The organism is Bradyrhizobium sp. AS23.2, from assembly GCF_001908185.1.
Lineage (GTDB): Bacteria > Pseudomonadota > Alphaproteobacteria > Rhizobiales > Xanthobacteraceae > Bradyrhizobium.
This window is the reverse complement of the sequence record NZ_LGHM01000102.1, coordinates 1-16,120: the sequence shown is the minus strand read 5'-3', so window position 1 is coordinate 16,120 and position 16,120 is coordinate 1. Positions and strand designations below refer to the sequence as shown.

Annotated in this window: 12 protein-coding genes and 2 pseudogenes; 9 read left to right on the top strand and 5 right to left on the bottom strand. The window is 63.4% G+C overall.

The genetic code is table 11. From position 1 onward, the window contains the following. Position 1 precedes the first annotated feature (1 nt). The 6 genes and pseudogenes from cyoB (at position 2) to AC630_RS21680 (ending at position 5,726) form a co-directional block, all read left to right on the top strand. Positions 2-2,000: pseudogene (gene cyoB, locus AC630_RS21705) on the top strand (cytochrome o ubiquinol oxidase subunit I). Further along, positions 2,001-2,630 carry a cytochrome o ubiquinol oxidase subunit III gene (cyoC, locus tag AC630_RS21700; protein WP_074120499.1) on the top strand — a complete coding sequence of 210 codons (630 nt, stop codon included), beginning with the start codon at positions 2,001-2,003 and terminating at the stop codon, positions 2,628-2,630. Next, positions 2,627-3,001 (top strand): cytochrome o ubiquinol oxidase subunit IV, encoded by a 375-nt coding sequence (gene cyoD, locus AC630_RS21695; protein WP_074120498.1) that lies wholly within the window; start codon positions 2,627-2,629, stop codon positions 2,999-3,001. Before cyoC ends, cyoD begins: the two co-directional genes overlap by 4 nt. Continuing rightward, positions 2,998-3,849, top strand: coding sequence for an SURF1 family protein (locus tag AC630_RS21690; RefSeq protein WP_074120497.1), 852 nt, complete (start codon positions 2,998-3,000; stop codon positions 3,847-3,849). The genes cyoD and AC630_RS21690 overlap by 4 nt, the downstream gene beginning before the upstream one ends. Beyond that, positions 3,821-5,203: an ATP-binding protein gene (locus tag AC630_RS21685; protein WP_074120496.1), complete on the top strand. Its 1,383-nt coding sequence runs from the start codon at positions 3,821-3,823 to the stop codon at positions 5,201-5,203. The genes AC630_RS21690 and AC630_RS21685 overlap by 29 nt, the downstream gene beginning before the upstream one ends. After that, positions 5,193-5,726, top strand: a complete 534-nt coding sequence (locus AC630_RS21680) for a response regulator transcription factor (protein WP_074120495.1) — start codon at positions 5,193-5,195, stop codon at positions 5,724-5,726. Before AC630_RS21685 ends, AC630_RS21680 begins: the two co-directional genes overlap by 11 nt. Before the next feature lie 512 nt (positions 5,727-6,238). On the opposite strand, the gene AC630_RS21670 is transcribed toward AC630_RS21680, so the two are convergent. The 5 genes and pseudogenes from AC630_RS21670 to AC630_RS21650 form a co-directional block, all read right to left on the bottom strand. Continuing rightward, on the bottom strand, positions 6,239-7,033 hold the full coding sequence (locus AC630_RS21670) for a CarD family transcriptional regulator (protein WP_074120493.1): 795 nt from the start codon (positions 7,031-7,033) through the stop codon (positions 6,239-6,241). Between the two features lie 345 nt (positions 7,034-7,378). Further along, a complete protein-coding gene (fdxA, locus tag AC630_RS21665; RefSeq protein ID WP_018643465.1) occupies positions 7,379-7,717 on the bottom strand; it encodes a ferredoxin FdxA in 339 nt (112 codons plus the stop codon). Positions 7,718-7,849: 132 nt separating this feature from the next. Continuing rightward, positions 7,850-8,119 (bottom strand): annotated as a pseudogene (locus AC630_RS21660) (RNA-binding S4 domain-containing protein); the annotation flags it as partial. 76 nt (positions 8,120-8,195) lie between these two features. After that, a complete protein-coding gene (locus tag AC630_RS21655) occupies positions 8,196-11,561 on the bottom strand; it encodes a helicase-related protein (RefSeq protein ID WP_074120491.1) in 3,366 nt (1,121 codons plus the stop codon). Between the two features lie 868 nt (positions 11,562-12,429). Next, positions 12,430-13,239 carry a DUF3108 domain-containing protein gene (locus AC630_RS21650; protein WP_074120536.1) on the bottom strand — a complete coding sequence of 270 codons (810 nt, stop codon included), beginning with the start codon at positions 13,237-13,239 and terminating at the stop codon, positions 12,430-12,432. A 559-nt stretch (positions 13,240-13,798) separates the two neighbouring features. On the opposite strand from AC630_RS21650, the gene rpmB reads away from it, so the two are divergent. From rpmB to AC630_RS44075, 3 genes are all read left to right on the top strand, one after another. After that, positions 13,799-14,107: a 50S ribosomal protein L28 gene (rpmB, locus tag AC630_RS21640; RefSeq protein ID WP_074120489.1), complete on the top strand. Its 309-nt coding sequence runs from the start codon at positions 13,799-13,801 to the stop codon at positions 14,105-14,107. 173 nt (positions 14,108-14,280) lie between these two features. Continuing rightward, positions 14,281-15,441, top strand: a complete 1,161-nt coding sequence (locus tag AC630_RS44080) for a carbohydrate kinase family protein (RefSeq protein ID WP_074120488.1) — start codon at positions 14,281-14,283, stop codon at positions 15,439-15,441. Between the two features lie 52 nt (positions 15,442-15,493). Next, positions 15,494-16,120: toll/interleukin-1 receptor domain-containing protein (locus AC630_RS44075; RefSeq protein WP_143198206.1), on the top strand; the 627-nt coding region annotated here is incomplete at its 3' end.

Genomic DNA, 16,120 nt, shown 5'->3' with positions numbered 1-16,120 from the left:
CATGTCTCCTGATCTTCTCAAGCTCATCTTCGGCCGGCTCGGCATCGAGTCGCTGCCACTGCACGAGCCGATCGTCGTCGGCACCTTCGTGGTGGTCGCGCTCGGCGGCATCACGCTGCTCGCCGGCCTCACCTATTTCCGTCTCTGGGGCTACCTCTGGCGCGAATGGTTCACCACGGTCGACCACAAGCGCATCGGCATCATGTACATGATCCTCGGCATCGTGATGCTGCTGCGCGGCTTCGCCGACGCGCTGATGATGCGCGGCCAGCAGGCGCTCGCGTTTGGCGGCTCCGAAGGCTATCTCAACGCCCATCACTACGACCAGGTCTTCACCGCCCACGGCGTGATCATGATCTTCTTCGTGGCGATGCCGCTGGTCACCGGCCTGATGAACTACGTCGTGCCGCTCCAGATCGGCGCGCGCGACGTGTCGTTCCCGTTCCTGAACAATTTCAGCTTCTGGATGACTGTCGGCGGCGCTGTGCTGGTGATGGCCTCGCTGTTCATCGGCGAATTCGCCCGCACCGGCTGGCTCGCTTATCCGCCGCTGTCGAACATCGGCTACAGTCCTGATGTCGGCGTCGACTATTACATATGGGCGCTGCAGGTCGCCGGCGTCGGAACCACGTTATCCGGCATCAACCTGATCTGTACCATCGTCAAGCTGCGGTGCCCCGGCATGACCATGATGAAGATGCCGGTCTTCACCTGGACTTCGCTCTGCACCAACGTCCTGATCGTCGCCTCCTTCCCCGTTCTGACCGTCGTCCTCGCGCTGCTTTCGCTCGACCGCTACGTCGGCACCAACTTCTTCACGAACGATTTCGGCGGCAGCCCGATGATGTACGTGAACCTGATCTGGATCTGGGGCCATCCCGAGGTCTACATCCTGGTTCTCCCCGCCTTCGGCATCTTCTCGGAAGTGACCTCGACCTTCTCGGGCAAGCGGCTGTTCGGCTATACCTCGATGGTCTACGCCACGGTGGTCATCACCATCCTGTCGTACCTGGTCTGGCTGCATCACTTCTTCACCATGGGATCGGGCGCCAGCGTCAACTCCTTCTTCGGCATCACCAGCATGATCATCTCGATCCCGACGGGCGCGAAGATGTTCAACTGGCTGTTCACGATGTATCGCGGCCGCGTCCGCTTCGAACTGCCGATGATGTGGACGATCGCGTTCATGCTGACCTTCGTGATCGGCGGCATGACCGGCGTGCTGCTAGCGGTACCCCCGGCCGACTTCGTCCTGCACAACAGCCTGTTCCTGATCGCCCACTTCCACAACGTGATCATCGGCGGCGTGGTGTTCGGCGCCTTCGCCGGCGTCTCCTACTGGTTCCCCAAGGCGTTCGGCTTCAGGCTCGATCCGTTCTGGGGCAAGCTGTCATTCTGGTTCTGGGTCACAGGCTTCTACGTCGCCTTCATGCCGCTCTACGTGCTCGGCCTGATGGGCGTCACCCGCCGCCTGCGCGTATTCGACGACCAGTCGCTCCAGATCTGGTTCATTATTGCCGCGATCGGCGCCGTCCTCGTCTTGCTCGGCATCATGTGCATGCTGATGCAGTTCGCGGTCAGCTTCCTCAAGCGCGAGCAGCTCAAGGACGTCACCGGCGATCCCTGGGACGCCCGCACGCTGGAATGGGCGACCTCCTCGCCCCCCGCCGGACTACAACTTCGCCTTCACTCCCGTCGTTCACGACAATGACGCGTGGTGGGACATGAAGAAGCGCGGCTACCAGCGTCCGCTCACCGGGTTCAAGCCGATCCATATGCCCAGCAGCACCGGCACCGGCATCATCCTCGCCGGCCTCGCCACCGCGATGGGATTCGGCCTGATCTGGTACATCTGGTGGCTTGCCGCTTTGAGCTTCATCGCGTTGCTCGTCGTCGGCATCGGTCACACCTTCAACTATCACCGCGACTTCGACATTCCGGCTGAAGATGTCATCCGGACCGAAGACGCGCGCACCAAGCTGCTCGCCGGAGCCAAGTAAATGACGATCGCTATCAAGCCCACCCAATCCGGCGAGCCGCTCTTCTACCTCGCCGACGAACACCCGCATCCGGAAGGCTGGAGCACCTCGCTCGGATTCTGGATCTATCTGATGAGCGACTGCCTCATCTTTGCGATCCTGTTTGCGACCTACGGCGTGCTCAGCGGCAACTACGCCGCCGGCCCCGCGCCGAAGGACCTGTTCGACCTGTCGCTGGTGGCCGTGAACACCACGATGCTGCTGCTGTCGTCGATCACCTATGGCTTCGCCATGCTGACGATGCAGCAGAACAAGATCGGCCAGACGCAGTTGTGGCTGGCGATCACCGGCCTGTTCGGCCTCGCCTTCATCGGCATCGAGCTCACCGAGTTCGCTCACATGATCCATGAGGGCGCCACGCCGCAGCGCAGCGCCTTCCTGTCGTCGTTTTTCACCCTCGTCGCCACCCACGGGCTGCACGTGACCTTCGGTCTCGTCTGGCTGGTGACGCTGATGACGCAGGTCGCCCGCTTCGGCCTGATCGAGGCCAACCGCCGCCGTCTGATGTGCCTGTCGATGTTCTGGCACTTCCTCGACGTGGTCTGGATCGGCGTCTTCACCTTTGTCTATCTGATGGGAATGCTGCGATGAACACCGAAACTCACGCCGCCACTGCTGATCATCATCACGACGACCACGCGCACGGCTCGCTCTCGACCTATCTTCTCGGTTTCGTGCTGTCGGTCGCGCTCACCGCCGTGCCGTTCTGGCTCGTGATGAGCGGAGCGCTCGGCAACAAGCAGGTTACGGCGCTGGTGATCACAGTGTTCGCAATCGTGCAGATCGTCGTGCACATGATCTACTTCCTGCATATGTCCCCCAAATCCGAGAACGGCTGGAGCATGATGGCGCTGATCTTCACCATCGTGATGGTTGTGATCGCAATGTCCGGCTCGGTGTGGGTCATGAACCACCTCAACAGCAACATGATGCCCATCCACCAGATGACTGGAACGAAGTGAGCAGGACCGAGGCCGTGACAGGCAAGGCAGGCGGGGCGCGCGGCAAGCCCGCGCGCTTCGCCTCCTTGTGGCTCACGGTCCTCTCACTCACGGCCTTTGCACTTCTGGTCGCGCTCGGCGTCTGGCAGATCGAGCGCCGCGCGTGGAAATTGGCGCTGATCGACCGCGTCGAGCAGCGCATCCATGCCCCGGCCCAGCCGATCCCGTCGCCGGCGGCATGGCCCACCGTCTCCACTGCGAACGACGAATACAGGCACGTCAGCATCTCGGGTCGCTTCCTGCATGACCGCGAGACGCTGGTTCAGGCCGTCACCGAGGAAGGCCCGGGCTATTGGGTGCTGACGCCGCTTCGACGCGACGACGGCACGCTGGTCTTGATCAACCGCGGCTTCGTGCCCTCCGAGCGGCGCGACGCATCGGCGCGCCAGGATGGCAATCCGGACGGCCGGGTCGAGATCACCGGCCTGCTGCGCATGACGGAGCCGAAGGGCGGCTTCCTCCGGAACAACGTGCCCCAGCACAACCGCTGGTATTCGCGGGATGTCGCCGCGATTGCAGCGGCACGCGGCCTCCACGATTTCGCGCCGTTCTTCGTCGATGCCGACGCCGGATCACAATCCGGCAGCGGCCCAATCGGCGGATTGACCGTGGTCCGCTTTCCCAATAACCACCTGATCTACGCGCTGACGTGGTTTGCCCTGGCTTTCATGCTGGCCGGTCGACTTTTCGTCACATTCGGCGGCGGGCTGTTCCGCCGCAAACGCTTCGTCCACGAGCCGACCGGCGGCCCACATGCCTCCGCCCGCAGGACGGGATCAGATGCTGGAACGATCGTCGAGCAGACCTGACGGAAGGACGTATGGCGAGCTGGCCGTTACGCTGCAATCGCAGGCGGACGCGCGCAGCGAGCTGATCGGCGTTGCGCCCACCGACGACGAGACCAACCGCAAGAACATGGCGCTGCTGATCCAGCTGCGCTGGACCGCTGTGGTCGGCCAGATCGTGACCATCGGCGGCGTGCATTTCTGGCTCGGCATTCCCTTGCCCCTGACCCGGATGGGCGCCGTGATCGGCGCGCTGGTCCTGCTCAACGTCTCCAGCCTGGTCTGGGTGCGCCATCGCGCCGCGATCACCAACAACGAGCTCCTGGTCGCCTTGATGCTCGACGTCGCCGCGCTGACCGCACAGCTCTACCTCAGCGGCGGCGCCACCAATCCCTTCACCTCGCTGTTCCTGCTCCAGGTGACGCTGGGCGCAGTGCTGCTCGATGCCCGCTCGACCTGGTCGCTGGTCGCACTGACTTGCGCGAGTTTTGTCTGGTTGACCTTGGCCTATCGGCCACTCGACCTGCCGCCGAACCCGATCAGCGAGACCTATAGCCTCACCGTCGCCGGCATGCTGCTGGGCTTCGTCCTCAACGCCGTTCTTCTGGTCGTGTTCGTGACCCGCATCAACAGGAACCTGCGCGAGCGCGACGCGCATCTGGCGGCGCTGCGCCAACATGCGGCCGAGCAGGACCACATCGTCCGCATGGGCCTGCTGGCCTCGGGCGCGGCCCACGAGCTGGGCACGCCGCTCGCCTCGCTGTCGGTCATCCTCAGCGACTGGCGCCGCATGCCCGATCTTGCTGCCGACCAGGAGCTCGCCGAGGATCTCGCGGAGATGGAGACTTCGCTGCAGCGCTGCAAGTCGATCGTCACGGGCATCCTGGTGTCGGCGGGCGAAGCGCGCGGCGAAGGCTCGTCGCCGACGACAGTGACGGCTTTCGTGACTGCGCTGGTCGATGAATGGCGCAACGCCCGCTCGGCGCGCACGCTCTATTTCGTCAACACGTTTGGCGAGGACGTCGCGATCGTCTCGGACATCGCGCTGAAGCAGGTCATCTTCAACGTGCTCGACAATGCCTACGAGGTCTCGCGCGACTGGGTCGAGCTCCTGGCGGAGCGCGAGGGCGACAATCTCGTAATGTCGATCAGCGACCGCGGCCCCGGTTTTGCGCCGGAGATGCTGGCGCAACTCGGAAAGCCCTACCAGTCTAGCAAGGGCCGCGCCGGCGGCGGGCTCGGTCTGTTCCTGGTGGTGAACGTGGTACGCAAGCTGGGCGGCAGCGTGACCGCCGAGAACCACAGGAAGCGCGGCGCCACCGTCCGCCTCACGCTGCCGCTTTCAACGCTCGCGATCGGAGACAGCTTTGATGCCTGACCGTTCGCTCATCGTCGTCGAGGACGACGCCGGCTTCGCGCGCACGCTGAAGCGCTCGTTCGAGCGCCGCGGCTACGACGTCGTGCTGGCCGCCTCGATCGAGGAAGTGCGCAAGGTGCTGGAGGAGCGATCCTTCGGCCATGCCGTGGTGGACCTCAAGCTCGGCGGCGCGTCGGGCCTCGCCTGCGTCGAACTCCTGCACACGCACGATCCCGAAATGCTGATCGTGGTGCTCACCGGCTTTGCCAGCATCTCGACAGCCGTCGAGGCGATCAAGCTGGGCGCCTGCCACTATCTGGCGAAACCGGCGAATACCGACGACATCGAGGCCGCCTTCCACAAGGCCGAAGGCAACACCGAAGTCGCACTCGATGCGCGGCCGACCTCGATCAAGACCCTGGAATGGGAGCGTATCCATCAGACGCTGATCGAGACGGACTTCAACATCTCGGAAGCGGCGCGGCGTCTCGGGATGCATCGCAGGACGCTGGCAAGGAAGCTCGAGAAGCGGCCGGTGAAATAAGCTGTCGTCCCGGACAAGCGCAGCTCTCGGCAACGTGTAGCGTTGTCCAGGGCGGAGCGCAGATCCGGGACCCCGCGCGAGCGCTTGCGCGTCGTCGCGATAACCACAGGGTTAGGTTTGGTGAAGACTCGTGACTACCAGCCCGGCCCGAGATCGTCACCTTCGCGCTAGCCGAGCAGATGGTGATGAACAGCGATGTCATCGCTCTGCTGACATCCTCGCGCAAAGCTGAAGACCGTCGCGAAGGGGCTCAAGGCTCTCGCGGTCGAGCTTCCCGCCAATTCACGCGCGATGGCCTGACATACCGCAGGGATCAGCCGCTGACGACAGCGCAACGGACTTTCCTGGAGATCCTCGATCAGAGAGCGGCGAAGCTCGCGCGCGCCAGGTGACATAGCAGGGAGAGACCCTGCCGCGAACCGATCGCCACACCGCATCAACCACACGCATCAATCAAAAAGCCCGGCCGAACGGCCGGGCTTTTGATTTGCTGCGATCGAGGCGAGAGGCGCTTACGCGGCCTCGTCGGCGACGGTGGTGTCGTCGCCATCCGTATCGTCGGTATCGCCCTCGGCATCCGCATCGCCCTCACCGTCGGCGGCTTCCGCCTTGGCGTTGGCGCGGCGCGGGCTCTTGGCGAGCTGGGCCTCGATCTCCTTGACCGCTTCGGTCTCGGTCGAGTGCTGCACCACCGCGATCTCGCGGGAAAGACGATCGAGCGCCGCTTCATAGAGCTGACGTTCGCTGTAGGACTGCTCGGGCTGCGACTCGGAGCGGTAGAGGTCGCGCACGACTTCCGCGATCGCGACGATGTCGCCCGAATTGATCTTCGCCTCGTATTCCTGGGCACGGCGTGACCACATGGTGCGCTTGACGCGGGCGCGGCCCTTGAGCGTCTCGAGCGCCTTCTTTACCAGCGCGGGCTCGGACAGCTTGCGCATGCCGACGTTGGCGACCTTGGCGGTCGGAACGCGCAGCGTCATCTTGTCCTTGATGAAGTTGATGACGAACAGCTCGAGCTTCGCACCGGCGATCTCCTGCTCCTCGATGGCCAGGATCTGGCCGACGCCGTGAGCGGGATAAACGACGAATTCATTGGCCTTGAAGCCCTGACGCTGGGTCACGACCTTCTTTTCCTCGACCTTCGGCGCAGCAGCCGCCGGCTTCACGGCCGGCTTGGCAGCGGCAAGAGCCTTGGCAGCAGCAACAGGGGCCTTCGACGCAGCGGGCTTGGCAGCGGGAGCCTTGGCAGCAGCAGGCTTGGAAACGGTCGCTTTCGCGGCCGGCTTGGCAGTCTTGTTAGGCATTGCGCTTCTTTTGTTCTTCGAGGACTTTGCAGCCGGCGCCTTAGTCGCGGTCCGACCCTTGGATGCGCTACGGCTGGCCGTCGCGACTTTTTTGGCCTCCTTATGGGAAGCCCTCGCTGAAGTACTCTTTTTACGCGTTTTCTGTGACACAGCCTGCGCGCGGAAACTGCCACGCCCCTGTTCGACATTCGGTTTCACGGGAACCCAGAGGGGCCAAACGGGGCTGACGGGGTTCGGCTCAATGTGCCCAATATAGCACATTTCCCGCAAAAATCAATGATTTAGGGGTCTTGAGGGCTGGTTTTCGGCCGCAACGAAGGTATTAGGGTTAAGTTTGGGCGGGATTTAGTCTCCCGAGCCGGGGTTCGGAGAAAAATATTTCTCGAACTTGCCCTCCATCCCGTCGAATTCCTTCGCGTCGGCGGGTGATTCTTTCTTCTGGGTGATGTTCGGCCAGCTTTTGGCGTAGTCGGCGTTGACCTGAAGCCACTTTTCCAGGCCCGGTTCCGTATCCGGCTTGATGGCGTCGGCGGGGCATTCCGGCTCGCACACGCCGCAGTCGATGCACTCGTCGGGGTGGATGACGAGCATGTTGTCGCCCTCGTAGAAGCAGTCGACCGGGCAGACCTCAACGCAGTCGGTGTACTTGCACTTGATGCAGTTTTCAGTGACGACGTAAGTCATCCAACGCTCCGAAAAGCTCTTTTAGAAGTCGGGGCTTGCGTAGCGCGGATGGCCCGGCGCCGCAAGGTCGGGAACGGCCGATCATGACGGCTTTATGTGTTTGATCGACCAAGAAATGAATTCAAAGCGCAATTAATTGCGTTTTGCTTCGCTCATCTCTTCGTAGAGCACCCGTGCCGAGGCAGCGTCACCGCGGCGCTCGTTGAAGGCGGTCACTTTCAGAACGCGCACGGTGCGATCAAGCGCGATGGTCAGCACATCGCCGATCTTGACCGCATGCCCCGGCGATGTCTCGCGCACGCCGTTGATGCGGACGTGGCCGGACTCGACGAGCTCGGCCGCGGAGGTGCGCGCCTTCACCACCCGCGCGTGCCACAGCCATTTATCGAGGCGCTGCCGCTCGGTGGTCGTGGCTCTATTCCTTCTGACGCGTTTTCTTCACGCGAACCGCTCCGCACTTCGCTTGAAAACGCTACGCTTACTCCTTGCGCCCGGCGAGCTGCTCTTTCAGCGCGGCGAGCTTTGCGAAGGGCGAGTTCGGATCAACAGGACGATCGCGCTCGCGCGGATTGGCGCTCGACGCATAGGGACGCAGCGAGGGACCCGACTCGCGGTCGCGACGGTCACGCCCCTTGTCGCGGTCGCGGCCACGATGCTCGCGGCCGCCGTCACGATCGCCGGGCTTGCCCTTGTTGCGATCACGGTCCTTGCCTTCGAAGCGGCGGTTCTTGTCGTCGCGCTGCTCGCGGCGATCGCCGCCCTGGCCGCCCTCTTCGCGACCCCTACGGAAATCCTTGCGATGCCCGCCATGGCGATGGCGCTCGCCGCGCTTCTCGCCGTCGGCTGCCTGCGCCGCTTCGCCCTCTGCGGGCGCGGCCGCCTGAGCACGCGGCTGATTGTGGTGGCGCTGGTGGCGATGGCGCTCGTGGCGCGGCTTGCGATCCTCGTGACGGCCGCCGGGACGCCAGACCTCGATGAGCTCGGGCTCAATCGGTGTGGCTGCGGCTTCGACAGGCGCGGCGGCATCGGCCGATGCAGCAGCTTCCGTTGCGGCGGCCTCGGCGGGAGCGGCTTCAGCAACTTCAGTGGGCGCAGCGGCTTCTTCCACCGGAGGCGCGATGCCGGGGGCGTCTTCCGGCGTGACCGGCACATCTGGAGACGCCTCTAACGCCGGCTCCTCGTGCGCGGGCTCGTCATGCAGCTCCATGCCGGGCGCGTCTTCGACGGTGAGAGCTTCAGCAGCGGGCGTCTCGGACGCGGTCGCCTCCGCCGGCAGGCCGGCAACGGCCCCAGCCGCAGTCTCGGTCGAGGTTTCGGCGCTGCCTTCGGTCACCGGCGTCTCTGCCGTGACCGTTTCGGCCACGACCGGCTTGGCCGGCAGCGGCGGACGCTTCTCCATGCGATAGCCGAGCGCGCGCAGCACCGAGGCGAAATCTTCGCCCGCGGAACCGGTGAGCGAGGTCATTGCCTGCGTCACCACGAAGCTGCGACCGTCGAACGCGCCGGCGGGCTTTTCGCCGGACGAGTTCTCACGCCAGGCAAGAGCCGGACGGATCAGGTCGGCAAGGCGCTCCAGGATATCGACGCGCACGGCGCGTTCGCCGGCCTGCTTGTAGCCGAGCACGCGATAGGCATCGCGCGGCAGCTGCTTGTCGACCGGGAACGAGGTGCGGCCCGAGCTCGCCAGATGCTGCGCACCTGACAGTGCCGAGGGATCGACATTGTCCTGCTTCAGCGCCCACAGCAGCGCTGCGAGCGCACGCGCGGCGGGCTTCAATAGGCCGGGGAAGTAGAGGTGATAGGCGCCGAAGCGGACGCCGTATTTCCGCAGCGTGGCACGCGAGGGCTGGTCGAGATCCTTCAGCTCATTGGCGATCCTGGGACGCTCGAGCACGCCGAGCGCCTCGACGAGCTGGTAGGCGATGCCGCGGGCAATGCCGGTGACGTCCTCGGCCTTGCTGAGCTCGAACATCGGCCCGAGCAGCTTTTCGATGTGCGTCTTGAGCCAGAGGTCTAGCCGGGCCTGCACTTTCTCGCGGGGGCCGCCGGTCAAGCGCTCGTCCGAGATGATGCGGATGCGCGGATGCAGCGCGTCCTCCGCGGCGGACAGGCGCGCCACAGCGTCGCCGGTCCAGCGGATGGTGCCTTCCGAGGTCAGCACGAACTGCTCGTCCGGCGCGTTGCCCAGCTTCTCGGCGCGCGCATTGATCTCGCCGGCGAGCACCGCTTGCGCTGCAGCCTGCAAGGCTTTCGCATCGGAGCCAGCTTCCGCCGCATCCGGTGCAAAGGTGAAGCCATCGAGGCGGCCGATGACATGGCCTTCGACGATGACTTCGCCGGTCTTGCCGATTTCAGTATTCAAGCTCGTGTTCTCCCGCAGGCGGCGCATCAATACACTGGTACGACGATCAACGAAACGCTCCGTCAAGCGTTCGTGGAGCGCATCTGACAATTTATTTTCGACCTCCCGCGTGACCCCCTGCCAGCGATCGGGGTCTTTCAGCCAGTCCGGGCGGTTGGCGACGAAGGTCCAGGTGCGGATCTGCGCGATCCGGCCCGACAGCGTGTCGATGTCGCCGGTCACGTTGTCGGCCTGGTCGACCTGGGCCGCAAACCAGGAATCGGGAATGCAGCCCTTCTGCATCAGGAACCCGTACAGCGTGGTCACCAGCTCCGCATGGGCGGCCGGCGACAGCTTCCGGTAGTCCGGAACCTGGCAGGCCTCCCACAGCCGCTCCACCGCGGCCTTGCCATGCGCGATATCGCGCACCTCGACGTCACGGGCGGCATGGTCGAGCACGCGCATGTCCTCGGCGATCGGCGCGCGCGTCAGCGCCTCATGGCCGGGGGCCAGGTTCAGGGACACCTGCAGCGCGCCGAGCGAGGAGAAATCCAGCTTCGAGTTGCGCCATTGCAGCATCTTCACGTTGTCGAAGGTGTGGTTCTGGAGCGCGTTGACGAGTTCGGGCTCGAACGGCGCGCAGCGGCCGGTGGTGCCGAAGGTGCCGTTGCGCGTGGCGCGGCCGGCGCGGCCGGCGACCTGCGCAAATTCGGCCGGCGTCAGGCGACGGAACTGGTAGCCGTCGAACTTGCGGTCGGAGGCGAAGGCGACGTGGTCGACGTCGAGATTGAGGCCCATGCCGACGGCGTCGGTGGCGACGAGGTAATCGACGTCGCCGTTCTGGAACATCGCTACTTGTGCGTTTCTGGTGCGCGGGCTGAGCGAGCCCAGCACCACGGCGGCGCCGCCATGCTGGCGGCGGATCAACTCGGCGATGGCGTAGACCTCGTCGGCGGAGAAGGCGACGATGGCGGTGCGCCGCGGCTGGCGCGTGATCTTGCGGTCGCCGGCGAATTCGAGCTGCGACAGGCGCGGCCGCGTGATCATGGACACGCCCGGCAACAGCCGCTCGATGATCGGGCGCATCGTCGCCGCGCCCAGCAGCAGCGTCTCGTCGCGGCCGCGGCGGTTGAGGATGCGGTCGGTGAAGACGTGGCCGCGTTCGAGATCGGCGGCGATCTGGACCTCGTCGACGGCGAGGAAGGAGACGTCGAGGTCGCGCGGCATCGCCTCGACGGTCGACACCCAGTAGCGCGGATTCCTCGGCTTGATCTTCTCCTCGCCGGTCACAAGCGCGACGGCTTCGCTGCCGACCCGCGCGGCGATCTTGTTGTAGACCTCGCGCGCGAGCAGGCGCAGCGGCAACCCGATCATGCCCGAGGAATGCGCGAGCATCCGCTCGATGGCGAGGTGGGTCTTGCCGGTGTTGGTCGGCCCGAGCACCGCAGTGACGCCAGCGCCAGGGGCGCGCTCGGAAGCGAAGGGGGAGGGAGAAAAGGCCATTCTGGGCGATTAGGTAGTAGCGATTTGGGCGAATGTCAGTGCTGTCTGGGGCGTGTCAGGGGCCGCACTCCGTCAGCCATGTGTCCGAACGCTGCGCTGCCGCCCCAAATTCCACTGTCATCGCCCGGCTTGACCGGGCGATCCAGTATTCCAGAGGCGGCGCTGCTCGAGCCGAGAGGCCGCGGCGTACTGGATGCCCCGGTCAAGCCGGGGCATGACGGCGGAGAATGTGGTGGCACTCCCCAAACCTCGCGCAACTGTCTCACTTTGCGACGCTTTTCCCGTTGGCTTTAAGCTTCGGAACGACTCTAGAACGAATCGCGGCCGAATCGCTGACTCCACTTGGAGTCCTGTTCCGTTCACGCAACATGTCGCGGGACACTTATTGACGGCGCACTAGATGGAGTTTTGCGCTGTCGTACAAGTGACGATTTGATAATGGATTTCCTTAAGTTGGGGACGGCGCGGAGTCGAATCAGAATCGGCGAGGAGTCAAACAGATTCGCACGTCCGATCCTCATCCTGAGGAGCGCGTCAGCGCGTCTCGAAGGATGAAAGGCCCGACTGCATCCGCGCCGCCACAGCCGGGCCTCGCCCTTCGAGACGGCCGCGTTCCGTGGCCTCCTCAGGGTGAGGGTCAAGCGCCCAGAGCATTTTCGTGAAAACAACCCCATGCACAGTAGGAACGGGTGGCGGGGGAATGGCGGGGTGGCGGGGCGTAAGGTGTTGGAGTGGCGGGGCAAAATCCCCCGGTCGTCATTCCGGGGCGCGCCGCTTGGCGCGAGCCCGGAATCCATGGTGAGACAGTCTCTGCGGCCTGATGGATTCCGGGCTCGCGCTGCGCGCGCCCCGGAATGACGGAAGGGGCTTACTGCGTCTTCGCGACCCTGGGCGGCTGGGCGGTGGTGATGAAGCTGGTCGCTTCCAGCATGGCCGGCCCCAAGGGCGTCGGCACTTTCAGCCGGAACGGGACCAGGATGCGCGTGCCGGCGACGGGGGCGAAGGCGATCTCGATGTTGCGCTGGGCGGCGAGGTATTTGATCACGGGGCGGTCGGGGATGTAGCCGGCGACAGGCACGAAATAGAGCGCGCAGACCACGACCGGGCCGCGATAGCCCTTCTCGGCCTTCACCGTCTCCATGCGCTTGAAATCGAGCTTGAGGTCGTAGCGCATGCGGCCGTCGAAGATCGGCGCGCCACTGTGGCAGGCGTCCGGCGAAACCGGATCGCCGGTGCCGGGCACGCGCAGCAGCGAGGCCGTCATCGGATCCCAGACGCCGCGGCGATGCGCCTCGGTGACGACGATGCGATCAGGATCGACCGGCGGCTCCGGCACGATGCCGAACTCCTTCACATTGCCCTTGTCGAGCGTGATGTGGATCTCTTCGGTCTTCTTCGAGGTGGTGGTGGAGGCCTGGTAGCCGGTCGCGACCAGCGCGCCGTTGACCACCCGCCCCTGCGAGGCGCCGGTGCCGGACCCGTTCGCGATCGACTTCAGGATGCCCGAAGTTCCGCCGGAGGCCGCCGCCGAAAACACGTCGTCCTGGATGTCGATGTTCCAGGCGCCCTTGCCGACGGGAATGCCCGCCAGCGTCGCCTCATACTGCGCCTCGAGCTTGCCCTGCGCCGCCACAGGCTCGGCCCCCCACGCCAGGACGAGCCCGCAAAGGGCCGCCAGGGCCAGCCGGCCGGCACGGTCCAGCCGGGGCGCAAGATGGGGGGAATTGAACACGAAATGATCCAATCGGGGCGCAACCGCTGTTACTTAAGCCAAAAACCGCGGCAGACAATGTGTCCAGGCAAGTATGGGTGCGGAACCCACGGGACTATTCGGGGGCGAATACGCCCTTTATGTGATGTAAGGCGTTTCAAACATTGCCGTTTTGGTGATCTCTTCGCCTCTCCCCGCCTGCGGGGAGAGGCCGGATCGCATCGCCAGATGCGATCCGGGTGAGGGGGAGTCTCCGCGGGGGTGCTGCCCGCCAATCGTCCGCCAACTCTCACCGCCCCCGGGGAGAGCCCCCCTCACCCCAACCCTCTCCCCGCAAGCGGGGCGAGGGGGAACTGGCAGCGGGGCGCGAGGCGAAACCCGCGGCCCAACCGCCCCAAAAACTTGACTGCCCGCCCCTTCCCCCCCTATACGTCCGCCCGCTCCCTGCAAGGACAGAGAATTTGCACCCCCGTGGCGCCCCGAATGGCCGCCGCAACGCTTGGGGGAAAGGATAAGGATTTTTGCCATGTCTCGCCGCTGCGAACTGACGGCCAAGGGCCCCCTCGTCGGCCACAAGGTCAGCCACTCCAACATCAAGACCAAGCGCCGCTTCCTGCCGAACCTCGTCAACGTGACGTTCATCAGCGAAGCCCTCGACCGCAACGTGCGCCTGCGCGTCTCCACCAACGCGGTCAAGAGCGTCGACCACAATGGCGGCCTCGACGCCTTCCTGCTCAAGGCCAAGGCCGACGCCCTGTCGCCGCGCGCCCTCGAGCTGAAGCGTGCCATCCAGAAGAAGGTCGGCGACACCGCGCCGGCGAAGAAGGCTAGCTAAGCAAGTTTTGGAATTGGGCGGGGGCTAAGTTGCGTCGCGTAGCGTAATCTTAGCCAGTAGCGTTCTGCGTAACGGCCGGATCGAAAGATCCGGCCGTTTTTGTATTTCCCATCAATAATCCGCTACGTTCTTGCATATGACGTCGGGCGCGGTCGCCTCCTGGAGGGTCTTCAATGATAGTCGCCGGTGGCTGCTATTTTGAGCTGTGCGAACATCCGAATTGGAGAGCTCTTCGGGGCTCGGGCGGACGCGCCGCGATGGCGCTCGCTGGTCTGAGCCCTGGCGTTGCGCTAAAGACGTACTATCCCCCTCGACGGCTTTCCGATCTTACCTCCATCGAAACTTCTGGCATCGAGATCGTGGCCTCTGCCAGCCAAACACCCATCGCCTTTGCATACTTCCACGCGCTTTCCGATCCTGTCATGGCGCCTCAATCGGTTGAGATTGCGCCCAATGCACCTATTCATGCTTCAGGCGAAGCAGTGTTGAGGTTTGGACTAATCGAGGGAACTGCGGTGGTTTCGGCCAATCGCGCAGTCTACGATCCTCAGAGTGCACGCGGCTTTGAACCCTTCGATCAAAACGGATCACGCGCCTCAGAATTGGCGATTGTTTTAAACGAACGAGAGCTTTGCGGGTTGGGCAACTCGGCCAACCTCGAAGAGGCGGCTCGGGTCTCGATCGCTCAAGGCAATGCGAGTATTCTGATTGCGAAAGGGGGCATCAGAGGCGCCACGCTCTTCGTAGATAAAGAGCCGCCAATTCGAATTCCTGCGTATCGCTCCAATAGAGTCTTCAAGATCGGAACTGGCGATGTCTTCAGTGCCGCATTTGCCCATTACTGGGGCGAGAGACAACTCGACCCTTATTCTTCAGCAATCTTAGCTTCGCGTTCAGTCGCCACTTATTCAGAAACTAGAAATCTCCCACTGCCCCCTCCCGAGGGCTTAGGCGACTTAACTCCCGTCGATTCTCAGTCCTTCCGCCCGGTTTGTGTCGTCGGTAGCCCGAGAGCATTAGGTGCCCGCTGGTTGCTTGAAGAGGCCCGTTGGAGACTACAGCAATTGGGGTTGGAAGCAGCCGCGCCCTCTCTAGATGGCGCAGAACCGCAACAAGTCGATATTGCTAAGTATGGCTCAGTACTAGCATTGATGGACCATCTAGATGATGTAGCGAACCAACTTCTCGACCGCGCCAGACGGGCGGGAGTCAGGATCGTCTGGTTTCGCCAGCTAGAGGCCTCGACCGTTTCAGACGCATATATAGACGAAAGTTGCACCGAAGACTTTACTACCGCCCTTTACTGGGCTGGCTGGGCAGCCGCACAACAATAAGTTGTATCGAATCAAGATTTGTAAGAGACTGCCTGTCGGTGGGGGGAACCGAATGGCGGATGTTTGCATCATTTATGCAACCGCAGATGCTAGAGAAATTCCTGCGGCTCTTGAAGAAGAACTATCAGATACTTGGTCAATATGGTGGGCGAACAAAATACCGTCGGGAGACTATCGCGAGCATATTGAGCGTGAACTGCCGAAGGCAGCTTGCGTGATTCCGATCTGGTCTTCCCACGCCAGAATTAGCCGTGTTCTGCACGACGAGCTTGAAATTGCTAAAAGCTCTGGTGTCCCGATTTTGCCAATCCGAATAGAGGATGTCAGACCTCCACTGGGATTTGGAGTAGATAACAGCCTCGATATTCTCGGATGGACAGGTGAACGAGGTCGAGGCGAAATTTCCGAACTTCGCACTCGCATTACTAAGACTATCGACGATCGGCGCGCCAGCCTCCGGCGTCCTGAAGATCTTGGCTTGGGCAGCCCCTCAAAACTCCCAGCATTTTTCTTCTCGATCTCATCTCATAATACCCGTCTTAGCCCGACGGAAGCATTGAAAGCCCTTGATGTCTTCGGAGCTAAGCCAATTCTCGTGTCCGCCTATGATCTAGCCGAAACGCGAAGAACCAAAGAAATGGTTCGAAGGCTCAAGCGGCAGCGAAAGAAAGACTCGATC

Coding starts and splice junctions, on each gene's coding strand:
- fdxA (WP_018643465.1), bottom strand. CDS start 7,717: ATGACTTACGTCGTCACTGAAAACTGCATCAAGTGCAAGTACACCGAC.
- AC630_RS21670 (WP_074120493.1), bottom strand. CDS start 7,033: ATGCCTAACAAGACTGCCAAGCCGGCCGCGAAAGCGACCGTTTCCAAG.
- AC630_RS44080 (WP_074120488.1), top strand. CDS start 14,281: ATGATAGTCGCCGGTGGCTGCTATTTTGAGCTGTGCGAACATCCGAAT.
- cyoD (WP_074120498.1), top strand. CDS start 2,627: ATGAACACCGAAACTCACGCCGCCACTGCTGATCATCATCACGACGAC.
- AC630_RS21655 (WP_074120491.1), bottom strand. CDS start 11,561: ATGGCCTTTTCTCCCTCCCCCTTCGCTTCCGAGCGCGCCCCTGGCGCT.
- rpmB (WP_074120489.1), top strand. CDS start 13,799: ATGTCTCGCCGCTGCGAACTGACGGCCAAGGGCCCCCTCGTCGGCCAC.
- cyoC (WP_074120499.1), top strand. CDS start 2,001: ATGACGATCGCTATCAAGCCCACCCAATCCGGCGAGCCGCTCTTCTAC.
- AC630_RS21685 (WP_074120496.1), top strand. CDS start 3,821: ATGCTGGAACGATCGTCGAGCAGACCTGACGGAAGGACGTATGGCGAG.